This window comes from Curtobacterium sp. MCPF17_046, from assembly GCF_003224295.1.
Lineage (GTDB): Bacteria > Actinomycetota > Actinomycetes > Actinomycetales > Microbacteriaceae > Curtobacterium.
In genome coordinates, this window is the sequence record NZ_QKLB01000008.1 from 54968 (window position 1) to 70976 (window position 16009).

The window sequence follows — 16009 nt, forward strand, 5'->3', positions numbered from 1 at the left end:
GTGGGACCCCCACGAGAGGAGCAACGATGAGCGAACGCGGGAACACCACCCACAACCCGGAGCTCGACGACCAGCTGGCGCACGAGGCGCAGAGCATCGTCCAGGGACACGGCAGCAACGCCCACGTCGAGGAGTTCCGCCAGTCCGAGCCGGTACCGGACGACACCGACGACGCCGAGACCGTCCAGGCCTCGGGCTACGACGGCGACCTCGAGGGCGCGCTCGTCGACGACTCGACGGACGTCGACACCGCCGACGACCCGGACGGGGTCGCCGCCGAACAGCCGGACGGCAGCGGTGACGGTGCCGACGCGACGGTCTACTCGACGTCCTCGGCGGCCGACCCGGACGCGTCGGCCGACGTCACGTCGTCGAACGCCTCGGCGGCCGACGGTGCGAGCGACACCGACGACCTGCCGACCACGGACGAGGAGGCCTGAGCATGCCCGTCACCGCGAACGAGGCCACCGACGAAGGACGCTCGCTCGGCACCCGGCTCGCCACCGGCGGCACGTGGACCTGGGCGTACGTCGACGCTTCCGGGGACCGCGAGGACCCGCAGCACCTCGCCGCCCTGCAGCGCCGGAAGGCCGAGGACGCCCTCCGCGCCGCGGGTGCCGACGCGGACGTCATCGACACCGTGATGGCCGAGCTCGAGGAGACGCCCGGGGTCCCCGCGCCGGTCAGCCGCTACGTCCTGGTGCACGACGGCGAGCTCGTGCTCAGTGACCTGCTGCCCGGGCACATGCACGGACCCGAGTCCGTCGGCCACGGCGCCGTGCCCGACCTCGTGCCGCTCCTGGCGCACCGCCCGCTCGACGTCCCGTTCCTCGTCGTCGAGGTCGGCCGTGGTGGCGGTGGCTACCGCGCCTACCGGCTCGGGCACGTCGACCACCCCGACCAGCGCGAGGAGCAGGAGGTCGAGGGCCGTACCGACACGCTCCACAAGTTCCAGGGCGGTGGCTGGTCGCACCTGCGCTGGCAGCACCACACCGAGGAACTCTGGCGACAGAACGAGTCCGAGGTGGCCGCCGCCGTGCAGGACGCCGTCGACCGGCTGGCACCACGGCTGATCATCGTCGCCGGGGACATCCGGGCGCGGCAGCTCCTCGTCGCCGAACTGTCGAAGACGAAGGCGACCGCACCCCTGCTCTCCGAGGTGCCGATCGACCCGCGGGCGTCCGACGCGTCGGAGGACGGTGTCCGCGAGCACGTCGACATCGCGCTCGCCCGCGTCGTCGCCCAGCGGCGGCACGACGTCGAGGACCTCCTCCGCACACACGAGGGACGCGGTGACGGCGAGGTCGCGGCGGGGCTCGGCCCGGTCGTCGAGGCGCTGCAGCAGGCGCAGCCGTCGGTCGTCGTCCTCGACCCCGCCGGGTTCGCCGACCGCACGGTCCTGGCCCTCGACGCCGCGCCCTGGATCGCGACCGCCCCGGAGCAGGCGCTCGGTGCAGCGGTGCTCGGACCCGTCCCGGCGGCGGTCGGGCTCGTCCGCGCCGCACTGCTCACCGACGCCCAGGTCGTGTACGCCAACGCCGCGGCGCTGCCCGGCGGCGGCCCGACCGCCGCGCTGCTGCGCTGGCGCACCGGACCGGAGGTCCCCGGGGCCTGACCGGCCGCGACGACGGACGGGAGGCTCGTGGCGGCGCCGCCACGAGCCTCCCGTCCGTCCACCATCCCGACACGCGACCGGCGCGGAGGTCAGTCGTGCGACCGGTCCGCCTGCGGGACGAGGGGCAGGGCCAGCACCGGCAGTGCCGCGACCAGCAGGAACGACCCCGCGAACCCGACCAGTCCGACCAGGGCGCCGATGCCCGGGCCGACGGCGCTCGCCGCGATGAACTGCCCGGTGTTCTGCGCGCCGAGGGCCCGGCCAGACCACCGGGGACCGGCGGCCTCCGCGACCGACGTGTACGCGAGCCCGTTGTCGGCCACCGTGACGCTCGTCGCCACGACGAGCACGACCGCGGCGGCCGGCAGGTGCGCCACGTCGACGAGCGCGAGGACCGCCATCACCGCCGCCGCCGAGACGGCCACGACGCGCAACGGGCCGACGCGGGAGCCGACGCGGTCGCTCCACACCCCGACCAGGATCCGACCGACCGCCCCGACGAACTGGGAGGCGCCGACCAGGAGGCCCGCGGCAGCCGTCGACCACCCGAGCGTCACGAGCCACACCAGGCCGTACGTGGACAGCGTGAACTGCGGCACCACGAGCAGGACCGACACCGCGTGGATGCGCCAGAGGAACCCCGTCGACCGGTAGGGGTTCTCGGCGGCAGGGCCGGCGGCTGCCACAGGCGGGCGAGGTGGATCGACGATCCCGAGCGCGCAGGCCACCGCGAGGACCGCGCACAGCACCACCGGCAGGACGAGGGCCGCCCGGATGCCGGACGTCTCGGCGAGCGTCGGCACCGTGACGGCCGCCAGCGTCACACCGAGCGGCTGCGACATCTGCCGGATCCCCATCGCGAGACCGCGCCGTTCCTTCGGGAACCAGCCGACGACCACCCGCCCGCTCGCCGCGTTCGTCGACGCGCTCGTCATGCCGGCCAGGAGGAACGCCACCCCGAGCAGCACCGCGTCGTGGTCGGCGATCCACGCCCCGGCGACCGCGAGGGTGGTGAGGACGAGGCCGCCCGCGATGACGATGCGCTCGCCGATGCGGTCGGTGACCGCGCCCCAGGCGATGAGCGTGAGGACCATGCCCGCGGTGGGGGCGGCGGCCAGCAGACCGGCCTGCGTGAGGGACAGCCCCTGGGCGTGCAGGTGCGGGATGAGGAGTGCGGGCGCGGTCACGACGAGCGTGCCGGCGGCCTGCGCGGCGACCCCGAGCCCGAGCATCGTCCACGCTCGGGCGGGGGTGCGGGCCACGTGGCCTCCGTCTCGGCTGGTGTACCGGAACGGTATACCAACGGGGGCGACGCCACTACGCTGGGTGCCCGTGACCGAACCGACCGACGCCGCACCCGTGTCGCAGACGGCCCAGCTCTACGACAACCTCCGCGCCGCGATCCTGACGCTCGACATCGCTCCGGGGGAGCGGATCTCGGAGCGCGGCCTCGAAGCGCGCTTCCACGCCTCGCGCACCCCGGTCCGGGCGGCGCTGTCGCGGCTCGAGCGGGAGGGGCTCATCCTGCACGAGGGCCGCTCGTGGACGGTCACGCCGATCGACCTCGGCGAGATCGCCTCGCTCGCCGAACTCCGCGGGGTGCTCGAACCCGCCGCGGCCCGGCTCGCCGTCGCCCGCGCCCAGCCGGACGCCCTCGACGCCGTCCGAGCGCACCTCGACGCCCTCCGCCCGACGCCGGACCAGCAGGCCGGCATCCGGATGGGCTCGACGTTCCACCTCGACCTCGCGGCCCTCGGCGGCAACCGGTTCATCACCGACGCCGTCGCGGACGCCCTGACCCGGCTCGAGCGCACCCGATGGATCGAGGTCCGGACGCCGGAGGCGCGCGACGCCGCGTGGCAGGAGCACAGCGACATCCTCGACGCGGTGCAGAGCGGCGACGCGGACCGTGCGGCGGAGCTCGTGGCGGCGCACGTGGCCGGCACGAACGACCGCCTGCTCGGGTTCATCGCCCAGGAGGGACGACGCCTCCGTGGTGCCGGCATGGCGATCGTCGGTGCGCCGGAGCGGGCGGGCGTCGACGCGGGAGCCGGCCGGGCCTGACGCGGCCCGCACCGGCGGCCGCGGTCACTCGACGAGCGGGTGCTCCTCCGTCCCGTCGAGCTGCGCGGTCACCCACGTCAGGTGCGGATCGGCGTCGTGGTCGAGGAGGGCCTCCCGCACCTCGGCCTCGTCGCTGGAGAGCCGGTGCGCGTCCCTGCGCCCGGACGGTGTCGACTGTGACATCTGCTCGTCCCTTCTCCGGATGGTCGGGCCAGTGTCGTCCTGCCCGCGTCCGTCCGCAAGACCCTCCGGGCGCGTCCGGAGGAACACGGGCTGCCGAGGTGGTTCGAGCGCGACGGCTTCTGGCGGCCCCCGACGCCGCCGACTTGTTCACCCGCTACACCGAGGCCGCGCTCCCGGTCGTGCAGGACGGCGTCCGGTACGTCTGCACGATCAACGAGCCGAACATCGCGGCGATGCTCGCGGGTGGTGAGGACGCCGCGAACCTCGTCGCCTACGGCCTGCCGAACCCGGACCTGGGCGTCGCCGACGCCCTGTTGGCCAGCCACCGGCGGTCGCGAGACGTGCTGTCACAGGTGTCGGGCCTCCAGTCCGGGTGGACCGTCGCGACCCAGGCGTTCCGGGCGAACGGCGACCCCGGCTCCGAGGAGATGCTCCGCGAGTACGGGTACCCGCGTGACGACTGGTACCTCGAGGCCGCTGCGGGCGACGACTTCCTCGGCGTGCAGGCCTACACCCGCACGTTCATCGGCCCCTCCGGTCCGTTGCCCGTCGCCGACGATGTCGAGACGACGCTGACCGGGTGGGAGTTCTACCCCGAGGCCTCGGCGGACGGCCTGCGGTCGGCGTGGGCGCTCTCCGGCGGTGTCCCGCTGATGATCACCGAGAACGGCATCGCCACCGCCGACGACACCCGCCGGATCGCCTCCACGCAGGGCGCCCTCGAGGGGATCCACCGCTGCATCGAGGACGGCATCCAGGTCCTCGGCTACCAGCACTGGTCGCTGCTCGACAACTACGAGTGGGCCTCCGGGTTCCGGCCGACGTTCGGGCTCGTCGCATGGGACCGGGAGACGTTCGAGCGGACGCCGAAGCCGTCGGCGCGGTGGTACGGCGGGGTGGCGCAGGCGAACGCGCTCTGGCATCCGTACAGTATCTGATATTCTGCTCGGATGTCCGATCGCTCATCCGAGTCACGTCGCCCGGCCGATGTCGATGTCGTCATCGTCCTCTTCCACAGCGATGCCCGTCTGCTCCGAACGTGCCTGCTGTCGGTCGAGCGCGCTGCAGCGTTCGCGGACGTTGTGGCTCGCGTCGTGTTCGTCGACAACGGAGGTGGCGTCCCGGACCTGGGCGAGGACCTCGCGATCCCGTTCGTGCTCGTCGGCGACGGCCGGAACGACGGTTTCGGTCGAGCGGTCAACTCGGCCTTCGCGGTCGTGGATGCGCCGCGCGCGATCCTCCTCAACCCGGACGCAGCGTTGGAGGAGGGCGCGATCGCCGCGTTCCTCCGCGCCGCCCAGGAGCAGCCCGGGTCGCTCCTCGCCGGCACGATGCTCACCACGGGCCGGATCGACCCGGACTCGGTGCTCGACTGGGACTTCAGCATCGAGCGCCGCCTCAAGCGCCGAAGTTTCGCGACGCCCGTCGATGCGAGCGGCGTCGCCGTCCGCGTCGAGAAGGCGACCGGCGGTGCGCTTTTCGCTGAGAGCAGTCGTTTCCGTGAGCTGGGGCCCTTCGATGAACAGTTCTTCCTCTACGCCGAGGATGCCGACCTGTCCCGTCGTGCCGTTCGGCAAGGAGTGGGGGTCTTCCGTGTCGCCGATGCTCGGGTGCAGCACGTCGGGAGTGCAAGCGCGCGTTCGTTCGCGGCGCTCGTCGAGTTCGCCAGGGCGGACGCCGCAATCCGTCTCACAGCCTCCCACCGGTCCCGTGTCGTGAGTCTTGCGCAGCGTGGCGAACTCCTCGTGGTCACGCTCCTCGGGATGCTCGTCGAACGTGATCCGGACCTCCGGAAGGCGCGAGCTGCCCGACTACGTGCCCTCCGTCTTTGGGGGCTGCTGTGCCGTCGACCGGGGCTCGATGCGAGCGAACTGTCGGACCTGGCGTGATGGGGAGTGCAGACGGTCACTGAACAATCGCGTGAGTGGTCGATCGACGGCGAACCAGGTCCCGATGCTGACCAGCACTGCCACCGCCGCCGCGGCGAGACCGAGGAGCCACCACGGTGTCGTGCTCGGGAGCAGTGCGGCGAGGACGGCCACCGTTGCCGGGCCCGCGATCGGGTGTGTGAGGTACAGCGCGTACGAGGCGTCACCGAGCAGGTCGACCGACGGCACGATCCGTGGAGGGATCCATCGCTCCACCAAGAGGATCACTCCCAGGGTCACCGTCGCCACGGGCAGGAGCACGATGCCGTGCGTCGGGTTGACGAGTTCGGCGCCGGTCCAGACGACGACTGCCACGATGCCCCAGGCGAGCGTGCGCGCTGACGCTGTCCGGGTCGCGACGTGGCCGAAGACCATGCCGATCACGAACAGGAGGACGTACGGGTCGGCGTGGAACTGGAACGCGGGCCACGGGTCCGTGCGGAAGGCCGATGCACAGGCGAGAGCCGTCATGGTCGGCGCGACGACGGTCAAGGGAGTGCGACGTGCCGCGAGCGCGAGGGCGACGATGCCGTAGAAGAACAACTCGAAGGACAGCGTCCACATGACCGTGTAGAGCGGCTGGACCAGACCGTCACCACCCCGCGCGGGCAGGAAGAGGTACGACGCGAGGACGTACCAGCCGTCCGGACGGAAGCGCTCGAGGACGTCGGGGGCGAGCAGTCCGGTGACGACTTTGAGTGTCAGGACGAGCCAGGCCAAGGGGACGATGCGCGCCAGTCGTCGGTAGGCGAACCGCCTTGCTCCGTTTGGGCGGACGTGCTGCGTGGTGAGCACGGCCACGAAACCACTGATGGCGAAGAAGACCGCGACACCGAGCTGGCCGGTGGGCAAGGAGGGCGCTGTGAGTCCGCCGCGGTCCCGGATGTACGACGGGACGTGCGAGAAGACGACCAGCAGCGCAGCGATGAACCGGATCGCTTGCACGCCTGTGAAGTGGGGCCGCGGGAGGTGGGGCGGAGAATGCACGGTGGCATCATGCACGGAATCCGTTTCCGGCACTGTACATGTTGTATTTCTGGTGGATTAGTGCACTGTCGTCCTCCGAGCCCGCGAGGCCGGTCCCTCCTCGACGGGCGGCGAAGTGGATGCCGGTGGCGATGAGGACCCAGAGCAGCGGCGTTGCGAGGTCCGGAGCGGACACGGCCTTGGCAACGAGGAGGCCGAGGAGCGCTGCGGCCACCGGTGTTGCGGCGACCGTCCGTGCTGACCGGAAGAGCAGCGTGAGGGTGGCTGCCCCGAAGGTCATCACGCCGACGACGCCGGTCGTCGCGAAGAGTGTGACCAAGAACGACGAAGACCGGTCGCTGCCGAGCCCGGCGCCCATCCCGCGTGTCTCGACGAGTACCCGGTAGCCGAGCTCGTCCGCAGCGGTGCGGGAGTCGAAGGACTGGCTTCCGACCTTCTCCTCCACGATCTGCATGATCGAGTCGACGATCTGCGTGCCGGACGCAACGGAGGCGAAGGCGATCGTGAGGAACGCGACGGTGAACGCTCCGGCGTGCCGACCGCCGGACGCCACGAACCTCGCGACGAACGACCCTCCGAGCGCCACGGCCACGATGCACCCGGCTGCCACCGCGGTCCCGGAAGCAGACGCCAGGAGGTTCCCGGCAGCGACGGTGAAGAGGGTACCGGAGGTGATCCGCGTTCGAGCGTCATCCGCTCTGGCGGTCCCGACGGCTGCGAAGGCGACGATCGCGAGCGAGAAGGCGGCGAGTTCGCTCGGTTCCGCGAACACCCCGCGGAGACGAGCGTCGCCGACGCCGGAGTAATCGACGGGCAGCGTGTCGAAGAGCCAGGCAGTCCGGTCGAGGCCTGCCGTACGCAGGAGTCCTCGGGCCGCGCTGAGGCCTGAGCCGGTCCACGCGGCGACGAGCAGCGCGATGGGAGCCGTGCCCGTCCGCCACAGGAACCGAGCCGCCACGACGGACGCCAGCAGGTAGGCGACCTGCGAAGCGTTCCCGATCGAGTACTGCAGCGCCGACGGAGCGTGCACTTGAGCGTCGATGCCCTTCCCTGGCGTGAGGACCGCGATGCCTGCGAAGGTCCACGGGCCGATCGCCGTGACGACGAGCGCCCAGCACACGAAGGTGACGAGCAGTGAGACGGCAGGGTCCTGGAGTCGTGCTCCTCGTCGCGGTGCCGGCGTGCAGCCGACGACTGCCGCCACCACGACGAAGACGGACAGCGTCGCAGGCCCCACGGCGAGCCCCGCCGAAGCCGGAACACCGGCACCGAAGCCGAGCGCGGCCGCCGGGAGGGCCGGTCTCCTGAGCGCGACACCGCACAGCGTCAGGGCGATCGCGAGCGCGCCGAGCAACGTCATGGTTCTCCTACCGAGTGATATGTCGTACACTGTAACATCACATCTGGATGGAATCCGAGGAGACCCATGACACTCGCCCAGTTCTTCGCCGTCGTCCGACGCCGTCGATGGTGGATCGTCCTCACCGTCGGCATCGGCATCGGTTCCGGGGTCGTCGTCTCAGCGCTCCAGGTGCCGCAGTTCCGCGCAGAGTCCTCGGTCTTCGTCTCGGTCGGCGGCGCGACCGTCACGGACCTGACGCAGGGCGGGACCTTCTCGGAGGCCCGCGTCGCCTCCTACGTCCAGTTGGCCCAGTCGCCCCGTGTCCTCTCCGCGGCTGCACACCGAGCGGGCGTCCGCGGCGACGTCGCAGTGCTCCGGTCGAAGGTCCAGGCCGAAGCGGTCAGCGACACGGTCATCCTCTCGATCTCCGCGACCGACACCGACCAGGCCAAGGCTGCTTCGCTCGCCAACGCGGTCGCACACGAACTCGTCGAAGCAGTCGCCGGGATCGAACGGACCGATGACCACGGTCGTCCACTCGTCGAGCTCAGCGTCTTCCAGCAGGCGCAGGAGCCGTCACGGCCGATCTCCCCGCGGCCGGCCGTCAACGCGGTCCTCGGAGTCATCGGCGGTCTCGGCTCGGGGATCGCGATCGCCCTGGTGCTCGAGACGGTCGACACCAAGTTGCGCTCCGTCGAGGCCCTCCGCCAGATCGGGAAGCGGAGTGTCCTGGCCGAGATCCCGGTCGACCCGCAAGCGGCGACCTCGCCCCTCATCGACGTCGACAACCGGTACTCCGAGCGCGCCGAGCAATTCCGTCAGCTCAGGACGCACCTCACGTTCACCAACGTCGACGGTGGCAGCCAGGCGATCGTGGTGACGAGCGCCCTCCCGGGCGAGGGCAAGTCGTCGACCGCCGTGAACCTCTCGCTGATGCTCGCACAGAGCGGCCATCGGGTCGTGTTGGTCGACGCGGACCTCCGGCGTCCCTCGACGGGCGACTACCTCGGGCTCGAGAGCGGCGTCGGTCTGTCGACGGTCCTGACGCACCAGGTCGAGCTCGCTGACGCACTCCAGCGCCACGGGGCCGACGAGCTCCACGTGCTCGCCTCCGGGCGGGTCCCGCCGAACCCGAGTGAGCTCCTGGAGTCCCGGACGATGGAGGTGCTCATCGCCGATCTGCACCAGCACTTCGACTACGTCATCATCGACGCGCCTCCGGTCCTCCCGGTCACTGATCCCACGGTCCTCGCGACGCGCGTCAACGGAGTCCTCTTCGTCGCGTCGGTCGACGGCCGTGTCACCAGTCACGCCGTGCAGAGCGCACTCGGTCGGCTCGACGCGGTGGGTGCGCGTGTCGTCGGCACCGTCGCGAACCGGGTCCGGCTCGGGCGGAAGACGGCGCAGTACTACGGCTACCAGCCGACGGCTCCGAGGAGTGAGCGCCCTCGCCGCAGCCGGAAGGCAGTACGCGCGCGGATGGCTGAGCAGTGAGCCCGCCGTTCCACGTCCTCCTCGTGTGCGAGGGGAACGTGTGCCGATCGCCATGGGCAGAGATCACCTTCCGCAGCGCCTGGGGCGTGACCACCGACGCCGACCTCGTCGCGATGAGCGCAGGGACACATGCGCTCCGGGGCCACCGGGCGCATCCGCTACTCGAGTCGCTCTGTGCGCGCGATGAGGAACGCCGCCAGGTCGAGCGGCACCGCTCGCGGCGGGTCGATGCCCGGCTGCTCCGGGAACAGGACCTCGTGCTGGTGATGGAGCGGAGGCTGCGAGCCGACCTGCTGGATTCCTGGCCAGCTGCGCTCCACCGCACCTTCATCATCGGCGAGGTCGACCGCCTGGTGCGACTCGGGCCGCCGACCGTCGAGGAGCACGGGCTCCCGTTGACCGAAGTCCTCGCCCGACGCCGCCGTCCGCAGGACTCCAGCGCTGGCGACGACGTCGACGACCCGGTCCGGGGCACCGCAGAGGACTTCCACCACATGGGGGACCGGATCGGACGGATGACACGGACGATCGTGCCCTTCGTCGCCGACGTCATGGCCGCAGACACCACGAGGAGGGACCGCTGATGAGCGGCAACGGGATCATCGTCCACGAATGGATCGAACGCGTCGGCGGGGCCGAACGCGTCGTCGACGAGTTCGCGGACCTCCATCCTGACGCGGACATCCTGACACTGTGGAACGACCACCCGCAGCGGTACGGACCGGACCGTGTCCACGAAACCGTCCTCGCGCGTCTCCCGGAGCGGGGCCGGAAGGTCGTGTCGCTGCCCGCGATGTCGGCGGTGTGGCGAACCGCACCGAAGCGGCTCGGACAACGCGACTGGGCGCTCGTCAGCTCCCACCTCTTCGCGCACCACGTCCGGGTCCCTGGTGTCGCCCCGGAGCGGCTGTTCGTCTACGCGCACACCCCGGCCCGCTACATCTGGGAGTCCGGGCTCGACGACCGGGGACGCTCCCTGCCCGTCCGAGCGTGCGCACCGTTCTTCCGCTGGCTCGACCGCCGGAACGGGGCCACCCTCCAGCGTCTCGCCGTACCGAGTGCGTTCGTCCGGCGGCGAGTGGAGCGCACCTGGGGCGTGGGGGCCGAGGTGATCCATCCGCCGGTCGACCTGGCGCGGGTGCGGAACGGCGCTCGACGCTCCGCCGACCTCGACCCTCGAGAACAGGACGTCCTCGCCTCGCTGCCCCAGGACTTCGTATTGGCCGCGTCGCGGTTCGTCCCGTACAAGCGGATCGACGTCGCGATCACCGCCGGGGCCGCGACCGGACGCCCGGTGGTGATCGCCGGCTGTGGCCCGGACGAAGGGCGCCTGCGGGCGCTCGCGGCCGGATCGGGTGCAGACGTCCGCTTCGTCATCGCGCCCTCCGACGACCTGCTCGCATGTCTCCTCGACCGGGCCGCGGTGTTCGTGTTCCCTGCCGTCGAGGACTTCGGCATCGTGCCGATCGAAGCGCTCGCGGTCGGCACGCCGGTCGTCGTCGCCGATCAGGGCGGCACGCGCGAGTCCGTCTCCGCCCGGAGCGGCATCCGCATCCCCGACCACGAGCCGTCGACCCTCCGCGATGCCGTCGCACGGGCCGTCCGTCTCGACCCCGCCACATGTCGTCGCGATGCCGAGTTCTTCGACAGCGCGCGCTTCCGGAGTGAGATCACTGCGTGGATGGCGGCATGACCGCAACCCGGACACTCGGGTCGGTCCTGGGGGCAGCCACAGTGCGTCCGCCGGTCGCCTTCCTCACCCATTCTGCGCAGCTCTCGGGGTGCGAGCTCTTCCTGCTGCGCGTCACGAGCGCGATGACATCGGTGCACCCGGTCGTCATCCTCGGGGAACACGGCCCCCTCGAGCGTGCCCTCGGCGAAGCCGGCGTCGAACACCACGTGATCCCCCTGCCGATGGCGACGCGCGCGCACAGTGTCCGGTCCCGCGCCCTCTCGACGGCGACCCTGCACAAGGTGACAGGGGTCGTGACCGTTGCACGTGCGGTCGCGGAACTCTGCCGTCGACGCGGCATCCGGCTCGTGACGACGCATTCGGCGAAGGCCCATGTCTACGGCGGTATCGCCGCTCGGCTCGCCTGTTCCCGTTCCGTCGCGCACCTGCACAGCGTCATCGGAGCCAACACGGGGCGGCGTGTGAACGACGTCCTCCTGCGTCTGGTCGTGAGAGCCCTCCCCGAGGCTGTGCTCGCGAACTCCCGGACGACGGCAGCGAGCATCGGACGGTGCCGCATCCCGGTCGCGGTGGTGGGCTGCCCGGTCGATGTCCCGGCTGTCGCCCCCGAGGAGCCGGAGGACCGCGTGGTCGCCGTGATCGGACGACTCGCAGAACTCAAGGGACAGGATGTCGTGCTCCGGGCCTTCGCAGAGGCGCTCGAGTCTGGTCTGAGCCCAGCCGTGCGCCTGCGTGTGGTCGGTGACGCGCTGTTCGAGCAGGACAAGGAGTTCGCTCGATCGCTGCCGACGCTCGCGGCCGACCTCGGGATCCACGACGCCGTGGAGTTCGTCGGACACAGCACCGACGTGCAGGCGGAGATCGCACGAGCAACGGTGGTCGTGCACGGAAGCCGGCGTGCCGAGGGGTTCGGCCAGGTGGTCGTGGAGGCCATGGCGATGGGCCGAGCGGTCGTCACGACCGACGCCGGCGGACCCGCCGAGGTCGTCGACGACGGCCAGGACGGGGTGGTGGTGCCAGCGGACGACGTCTCGGCGATGGCACGTGCCCTGTGCGACCTGCTCACGGACGACGAACGGCGAGTGGCACTCGTCAGCCGGGCTCGCCGCAGGGCTGAGCGGTACGCTCTGCCCGCGGTCGTCGATGAGCTCGAGCGGGTCCTGCTCGACCACGTGCGGTGACGACGTGAGGCGGCGTCGTTCGTGAGGGCGCGCCTCCCGTCGTCGTCACGCCATCCGCAGGCCGGCCCCTGACGGAGCGCCGTTCGCTCCTCACGCCCGTCGTCGCGCCACGCGTCCGCGCGCCCGAGGGGTCCTGCCGGGGCGCGCTGGGGTCAGCGGAGTCGACGCCGGATTGCTCGACGTGCCAGGTGCCGGGTCGTGGGCATCGCGGTCATGCCCGCGCACCACACGATCGCCGCGGCGCCGACGACGAGGACGAGTTGCCGGGACCCGATCGGGAGGACGTGTCGGGCTGCTGCGGCTGTCACGGCGCATGCCAGTGCGAGGACTGCGGGGAACCAGACGGCGCTGCAGAGGTCACGTGCCCTCACCGGGGTCGATCGGGCGATGACCAGGAACCCCGGCACCGTCACGAGGACGGTCGCCGCTGACACGGCGAGGACCATCGCCTGGAATCCAGCGGTGGAGAACGCGAGGAACGCCACCACGGTCAGCGGCCGACTGATCCACAACTCCCACCGGGCCTGCCTCCCGGCAGCGCCGTCAGCGAGGGCGAGGAAGACCGTGACCGTGGCCACGACGAGGGCGAAGGCGGCGGGCAGCATCGCGAGGAACACCGGGACCGTGCCGATCCAAGCGTGGCCGAATACCAGGTCGATGAGTGGCGTGCTCACGACGCCGAGGACCGCGAAGACCGGCCAGAGCGCGCCGCATGCGAGGCGCAGGATCGCGGTGAAGGTGTGTCGGAACCGATCCGGGTCGGATCGGAGCCGGGCCAGGACCGGGACGGCAACGCGACGCATTGGACCACTGACCTGTTCGAGCGGGAGGAGCACGAGCTGGCTGGCCTGGACGTAGAAGCCGGCGGACGCCTGCCCGAAGACGAGTGCGACGAAGACCCGGTCGAGGCTGCGGGCGATCCACTCGAGTGTTTGTGTGAGGGACGCGTTGCCGGCGAACGCCAGCTCGCGCCGGAGCGCACGGAGTGGGAGGCGGGGGCCTGGTCGCCAGGGACAGAGGAGTGCGACCGCGAGTCGGAGCGTCAGTGCGTAGGAGGTCGCCTGCAGCAGGAGGGCCAGGGCGCCACCCCCGGCGGCGGCGAGGGCGACGGCGCCGGTGCACGAGACCACAGCCGCCGCCACCTCCGCCGCTCCGATCGCTCCGAAGCGCAGGTTGCGGCCGAGGACCGCGGTTGGCACGGCTCCTGATCCTGCAGTGAGGAACACGACGGCCATCGCGAGCGCCCCGGCGCCGCCGCCAGGGAGGGCGCTCGCCAGCGGCAGCGCGGCGACGAGGCACCAGAGTGCTCCGATCATCGCGCCGGCCAGCCTGCTGATCGAGTGCAGCGTGCTGGCGGCGGCTGCTGAGAGTTCGGTGTCGTGAGCGATGAGCCAGGTGACGCCACCGGAGCGGATCACCTCGGCGCCGGTGACGGCGACGAGCAGGGTCGCTGCGGAACCGTACTGGTCTGGGCCGATCGTCCTCGCGATCACGACCATCGAGCTCATCTGGATCACGAAGCGCACCCATGACGCCGCTGCGGACGTCATTCCGCCGACCGATGCCGCGGCGGCGAGGCCGCGGCCGTCCTGCCAGTCGACTTCGATCGTCCGGGTCGAGGTCGTCATGGGTGCGCTCCGTGGGACGTCGTCAGTGGTTGACGATGTTCGACGTGCCCTTGTCGCGCACGGTCGGCTTCGACGGGGTCGTGATGCGGTTGCCGTCGCCGTTGATGACGAGCTTCGCGAGTGAGGCCGCGTCGATGCCGTTGATGGCTCCGTTGACGGTGAGTAGTTCGGTCTTGCCGAGGTGGACGACGGCGTTGCTGCTGTCGATCACGACCGAAGTGCAATCAGGAACGCTGACTTCCTTGTTGTTCTGACCCTCAACGTGCGCGGTGCCGTCCTCGCAGGGGATGTCGGCCTGTTCCAGCGGCGGGCCGGTGACCTCGGAGGTCGGGTTCGGTGTTCGCTCTGCACGGGCCAACGCCGATGCCGATGCCGATGCCGATGTCGACGCCGACGCCGTTGCACCGTCGACCGGTGCGTTGCCCGCGCAGCCGACGAGAGTCGAGCATGCGACGACGGTCAGGAGCGATGCGACGAAATGCTTCCGCATGAGGTTCCTTTCGTTGGGATATATAATATAATACATGACAGGCGAAAGGGGCACCTCGGTGAGGTGCCCCTTCCGTTGTGCGAGCCGGGTCAGCGGGTGATCTCGACGGAGGTCGCAGTCAGCTTGACCTTGCCGCCCTTCGTCATCTGGCTGGCCCAGAACTGGTAGGGCCCGGCCGGGAGATCGAGCGATGCGGTGAGCGACCAGTTGTTGTCAGCGGCGGCGGTGGCGGAACCGAACAGCGAGTCGTTCGCGAAGTCGGTTCCGGTCACCGTCACCGTCGAGCCGGCTGTTGCCGTCCCGGTGAACGTCATCGAGCCGCTCCCTGCAACGGTCGGACCGGTCGGACTCGTGATCGCGACGGCTCCCTCATCGCCGTAGTCGAGGGAGACAGCGGTGTTGTCGGACTCGGTGCCGTCGATGGTCTGGGTGACGGTGAAGTCCTGCTTGCCGTACCCGACCTTCGACGGGTCGATGGGCAGGTCGAACGCCGTGCCCGTGACCTTCTGGGACGCGATGACCTTCTCGCCCTGCTTGATCGTCACCGTGGCGCCACTCGTGATGCCGTCACCCTTGATGTGCGCCCATGCGGCGACGTCCTGCGGGAAGTAGCCCTCGACGCTGGTCGGCGCGCCGGGCTTGTTGTCCGCCTCGAGCGTCGTGGTGGTCGTGCCCTCGGCGCGGTAGTCGCCCTTCGAGCTGTCGCCGGCGTAGACGAAGCCGAGCTCGTCCGTTCCCGCGGCGGCGTCGGCCGGGGTGTCGACCTTGACGGTGTAGCGGTACTCCTGGCCGGCGGGGAGCTCGGTCGCGCCGCTGTCGACGTCGAAGGTGAGCTTCTTGCCGCCGTCGGACAGGTTGCCGTTCTTCAGGTCGAGGGCCGTGTTCGGCGTCCACGAGCCGGTGTCGCCGGTGCGGACCTCGGCGGCGACGTTCGTCTGGCCGTCCGCGAAGGTGGTGCCGGCCGGAGCGGCCAGCTCGACCTTGCCCTGCATCTCAGCGCGGGCTTCCTTGTTCTCCACCGAGAACGGGACGTCGGTCGTGCCGCCACGCTCGAGGTCGACCGGGCCGTTCTGCTTCGGGACGACGGTGCCACCTTCGACGATCGTGACCTCGAGGTCCTGCGAGTCGTGCTCCTCGCCGTCGATCTTCTGCACGACGTGCAGGGTGTTCGGCCCTGCCTTGAGCCCCTCAACGGTCAGCTCCCACTTGCCTTCGGCGTCAACGGGAGTCGAGGTAGTTCCCACCCAGACCGTCGCACCCGGCGTAGCCGTCCCACTGACGGCAGCTTTCCCGCGAACATTATCCACCTTAGCAACGAGCGCTTGAAGGTCATTGAACCCGGACAAATCACTGGGGAGATCGATCAGTGGATTCGTGGCAGGCTCCTTCGAAACGAGCGTCGCG

General features: G+C 70.8%; 16 protein-coding genes. 9 read left to right on the forward strand and 7 right to left on the reverse strand.

Annotated features, from left to right (window positions below):
• Positions 1 to 26: 26 nt before the first annotated feature.
• The gene (locus tag DEJ32_RS09100; RefSeq protein ID WP_110823303.1) at positions 27 to 440 is read left to right on the forward strand and encodes a hypothetical protein; all 414 of its coding nucleotides are present in this window, start codon (positions 27 to 29) and stop codon (positions 438 to 440) included.
• 2 nt (positions 441 to 442) lie between these two features.
• Positions 443 to 1615 carry a Vms1/Ankzf1 family peptidyl-tRNA hydrolase gene (locus tag DEJ32_RS09105; RefSeq protein ID WP_110901028.1) on the forward strand — a complete coding sequence of 391 codons (1173 nt, stop codon included), beginning with the start codon at positions 443 to 445 and terminating at the stop codon, positions 1613 to 1615.
• Between the two features lie 89 nt (positions 1616 to 1704).
• Here the strand turns inward: DEJ32_RS09105 and DEJ32_RS09110 are convergent, their stop codons facing one another.
• Positions 1705 to 2847, reverse strand: coding sequence for an MFS transporter (locus DEJ32_RS09110; RefSeq protein WP_110901029.1), 1143 nt, complete (start codon positions 2845 to 2847; stop codon positions 1705 to 1707).
• A 100-nt stretch (positions 2848 to 2947) separates the two neighbouring features.
• On the opposite strand from DEJ32_RS09110, the gene DEJ32_RS09115 reads away from it, so the two are divergent.
• On the forward strand, positions 2948 to 3679 hold the full coding sequence (locus tag DEJ32_RS09115; protein WP_110890664.1) for a GntR family transcriptional regulator: 732 nt from the start codon (positions 2948 to 2950) through the stop codon (positions 3677 to 3679).
• 24 nt (positions 3680 to 3703) lie between these two features.
• On the opposite strand, the gene DEJ32_RS16220 is transcribed toward DEJ32_RS09115, so the two are convergent.
• A complete protein-coding gene (locus tag DEJ32_RS16220; protein ID WP_181419437.1) occupies positions 3704 to 3862 on the reverse strand; it encodes a hypothetical protein in 159 nt (52 codons plus the stop codon).
• A gap of 143 nt (positions 3863 to 4005) precedes the next feature.
• Between DEJ32_RS16220 and DEJ32_RS09125 the strand changes: the two genes are divergently transcribed.
• Together DEJ32_RS09125 and DEJ32_RS16665 are read left to right on the forward strand one after the other, a co-directional pair.
• Positions 4006 to 4800 (forward strand): family 1 glycosylhydrolase, encoded by a 795-nt coding sequence (locus DEJ32_RS09125; RefSeq protein WP_258368961.1) that lies wholly within the window; start codon positions 4006 to 4008, stop codon positions 4798 to 4800.
• Between the two features lie 12 nt (positions 4801 to 4812).
• Positions 4813 to 5751, forward strand: a complete 939-nt coding sequence (locus DEJ32_RS16665; protein WP_110901032.1) for a glycosyltransferase — start codon at positions 4813 to 4815, stop codon at positions 5749 to 5751.
• Here the strand turns inward: DEJ32_RS16665 and DEJ32_RS09135 are convergent.
• Together DEJ32_RS09135 and DEJ32_RS09140 are read right to left on the reverse strand one after the other, a co-directional pair.
• The gene (locus DEJ32_RS09135; protein WP_181420629.1) at positions 5674 to 6735 is read right to left on the reverse strand and encodes an acyltransferase; all 1062 of its coding nucleotides are present in this window, start codon (positions 6733 to 6735) and stop codon (positions 5674 to 5676) included. The two genes, DEJ32_RS16665 and DEJ32_RS09135, sit on opposite strands and share 78 nt — an antisense overlap.
• Before the next feature lie 49 nt (positions 6736 to 6784).
• Positions 6785 to 8137 carry a hypothetical protein gene (locus tag DEJ32_RS09140; RefSeq protein WP_110901034.1) on the reverse strand — a complete coding sequence of 451 codons (1353 nt, stop codon included), beginning with the start codon at positions 8135 to 8137 and terminating at the stop codon, positions 6785 to 6787.
• Positions 8138 to 8203: 66 nt separating this feature from the next.
• Between DEJ32_RS09140 and DEJ32_RS09145 the strand changes: the two genes are divergently transcribed.
• The 4 genes from DEJ32_RS09145 to DEJ32_RS09160 are packed head-to-tail and all read left to right on the forward strand — an operon-like array spanning position 8204 to position 12487.
• Positions 8204 to 9613 carry a polysaccharide biosynthesis tyrosine autokinase gene (locus DEJ32_RS09145; RefSeq protein WP_110901035.1) on the forward strand — a complete coding sequence of 470 codons (1410 nt, stop codon included), beginning with the start codon at positions 8204 to 8206 and terminating at the stop codon, positions 9611 to 9613.
• 23 nt (positions 9614 to 9636) lie between these two features.
• Positions 9637 to 10197 carry a hypothetical protein gene (locus tag DEJ32_RS09150; RefSeq protein WP_258368308.1) on the forward strand — a complete coding sequence of 187 codons (561 nt, stop codon included), beginning with the start codon at positions 9637 to 9639 and terminating at the stop codon, positions 10195 to 10197.
• Positions 10197 to 11306 (forward strand): glycosyltransferase, encoded by a 1110-nt coding sequence (locus DEJ32_RS09155; protein WP_110901037.1) that lies wholly within the window; start codon positions 10197 to 10199, stop codon positions 11304 to 11306. The genes DEJ32_RS09150 and DEJ32_RS09155 overlap by 1 nt, the downstream gene beginning before the upstream one ends.
• The gene (locus DEJ32_RS09160; RefSeq protein ID WP_110901038.1) at positions 11303 to 12487 is read left to right on the forward strand and encodes a glycosyltransferase; all 1185 of its coding nucleotides are present in this window, start codon (positions 11303 to 11305) and stop codon (positions 12485 to 12487) included. The genes DEJ32_RS09155 and DEJ32_RS09160 overlap by 4 nt, the downstream gene beginning before the upstream one ends.
• Before the next feature lie 152 nt (positions 12488 to 12639).
• Here DEJ32_RS09160 and DEJ32_RS09165 read toward each other — a convergent pair whose 3' ends face one another.
• The 3 genes from DEJ32_RS09165 to DEJ32_RS09175 form a co-directional block, all read right to left on the reverse strand.
• Entirely contained in the window at positions 12640 to 14115 is a 1476-nt protein-coding gene (locus DEJ32_RS09165; RefSeq protein ID WP_110901039.1) for an oligosaccharide flippase family protein, read from the reverse strand.
• Positions 14116 to 14137: 22 nt separating this feature from the next.
• Positions 14138 to 14605 carry a DUF3060 domain-containing protein gene (locus tag DEJ32_RS09170; RefSeq protein ID WP_110901040.1) on the reverse strand — a complete coding sequence of 156 codons (468 nt, stop codon included), beginning with the start codon at positions 14603 to 14605 and terminating at the stop codon, positions 14138 to 14140.
• A gap of 89 nt (positions 14606 to 14694) precedes the next feature.
• Positions 14695 to 15759 carry an Ig-like domain-containing protein gene (locus DEJ32_RS09175; protein WP_110901041.1) on the reverse strand — a complete coding sequence of 355 codons (1065 nt, stop codon included), beginning with the start codon at positions 15757 to 15759 and terminating at the stop codon, positions 14695 to 14697.
• Positions 15760 to 16009: the final 250 nt, after the last annotated feature.

Coding starts and splice junctions, on each gene's coding strand:
- DEJ32_RS09155 (WP_110901037.1), top strand. CDS start 10,197: ATGAGCGGCAACGGGATCATCGTCCACGAATGGATCGAACGCGTCGGC.
- DEJ32_RS09140 (WP_110901034.1), bottom strand. CDS start 8,137: ATGACGTTGCTCGGCGCGCTCGCGATCGCCCTGACGCTGTGCGGTGTC.
- DEJ32_RS09170 (WP_110901040.1), bottom strand. CDS start 14,605: ATGCGGAAGCATTTCGTCGCATCGCTCCTGACCGTCGTCGCATGCTCG.
- DEJ32_RS09145 (WP_110901035.1), top strand. CDS start 8,204: ATGACACTCGCCCAGTTCTTCGCCGTCGTCCGACGCCGTCGATGGTGG.
- DEJ32_RS16665 (WP_110901032.1), top strand. CDS start 4,813: ATGTCCGATCGCTCATCCGAGTCACGTCGCCCGGCCGATGTCGATGTC.
- DEJ32_RS09110 (WP_110901029.1), bottom strand. CDS start 2,847: ATGCTCGGGCTCGGGGTCGCCGCGCAGGCCGCCGGCACGCTCGTCGTG.
- DEJ32_RS09100 (WP_110823303.1), top strand. CDS start 27: ATGAGCGAACGCGGGAACACCACCCACAACCCGGAGCTCGACGACCAG.
- DEJ32_RS16220 (WP_181419437.1), bottom strand. CDS start 3,862: ATGTCACAGTCGACACCGTCCGGGCGCAGGGACGCGCACCGGCTCTCC.
- DEJ32_RS09165 (WP_110901039.1), bottom strand. CDS start 14,115: ATGACGACCTCGACCCGGACGATCGAAGTCGACTGGCAGGACGGCCGC.
- DEJ32_RS09105 (WP_110901028.1), top strand. CDS start 443: ATGCCCGTCACCGCGAACGAGGCCACCGACGAAGGACGCTCGCTCGGC.
- DEJ32_RS09160 (WP_110901038.1), top strand. CDS start 11,303: ATGACCGCAACCCGGACACTCGGGTCGGTCCTGGGGGCAGCCACAGTG.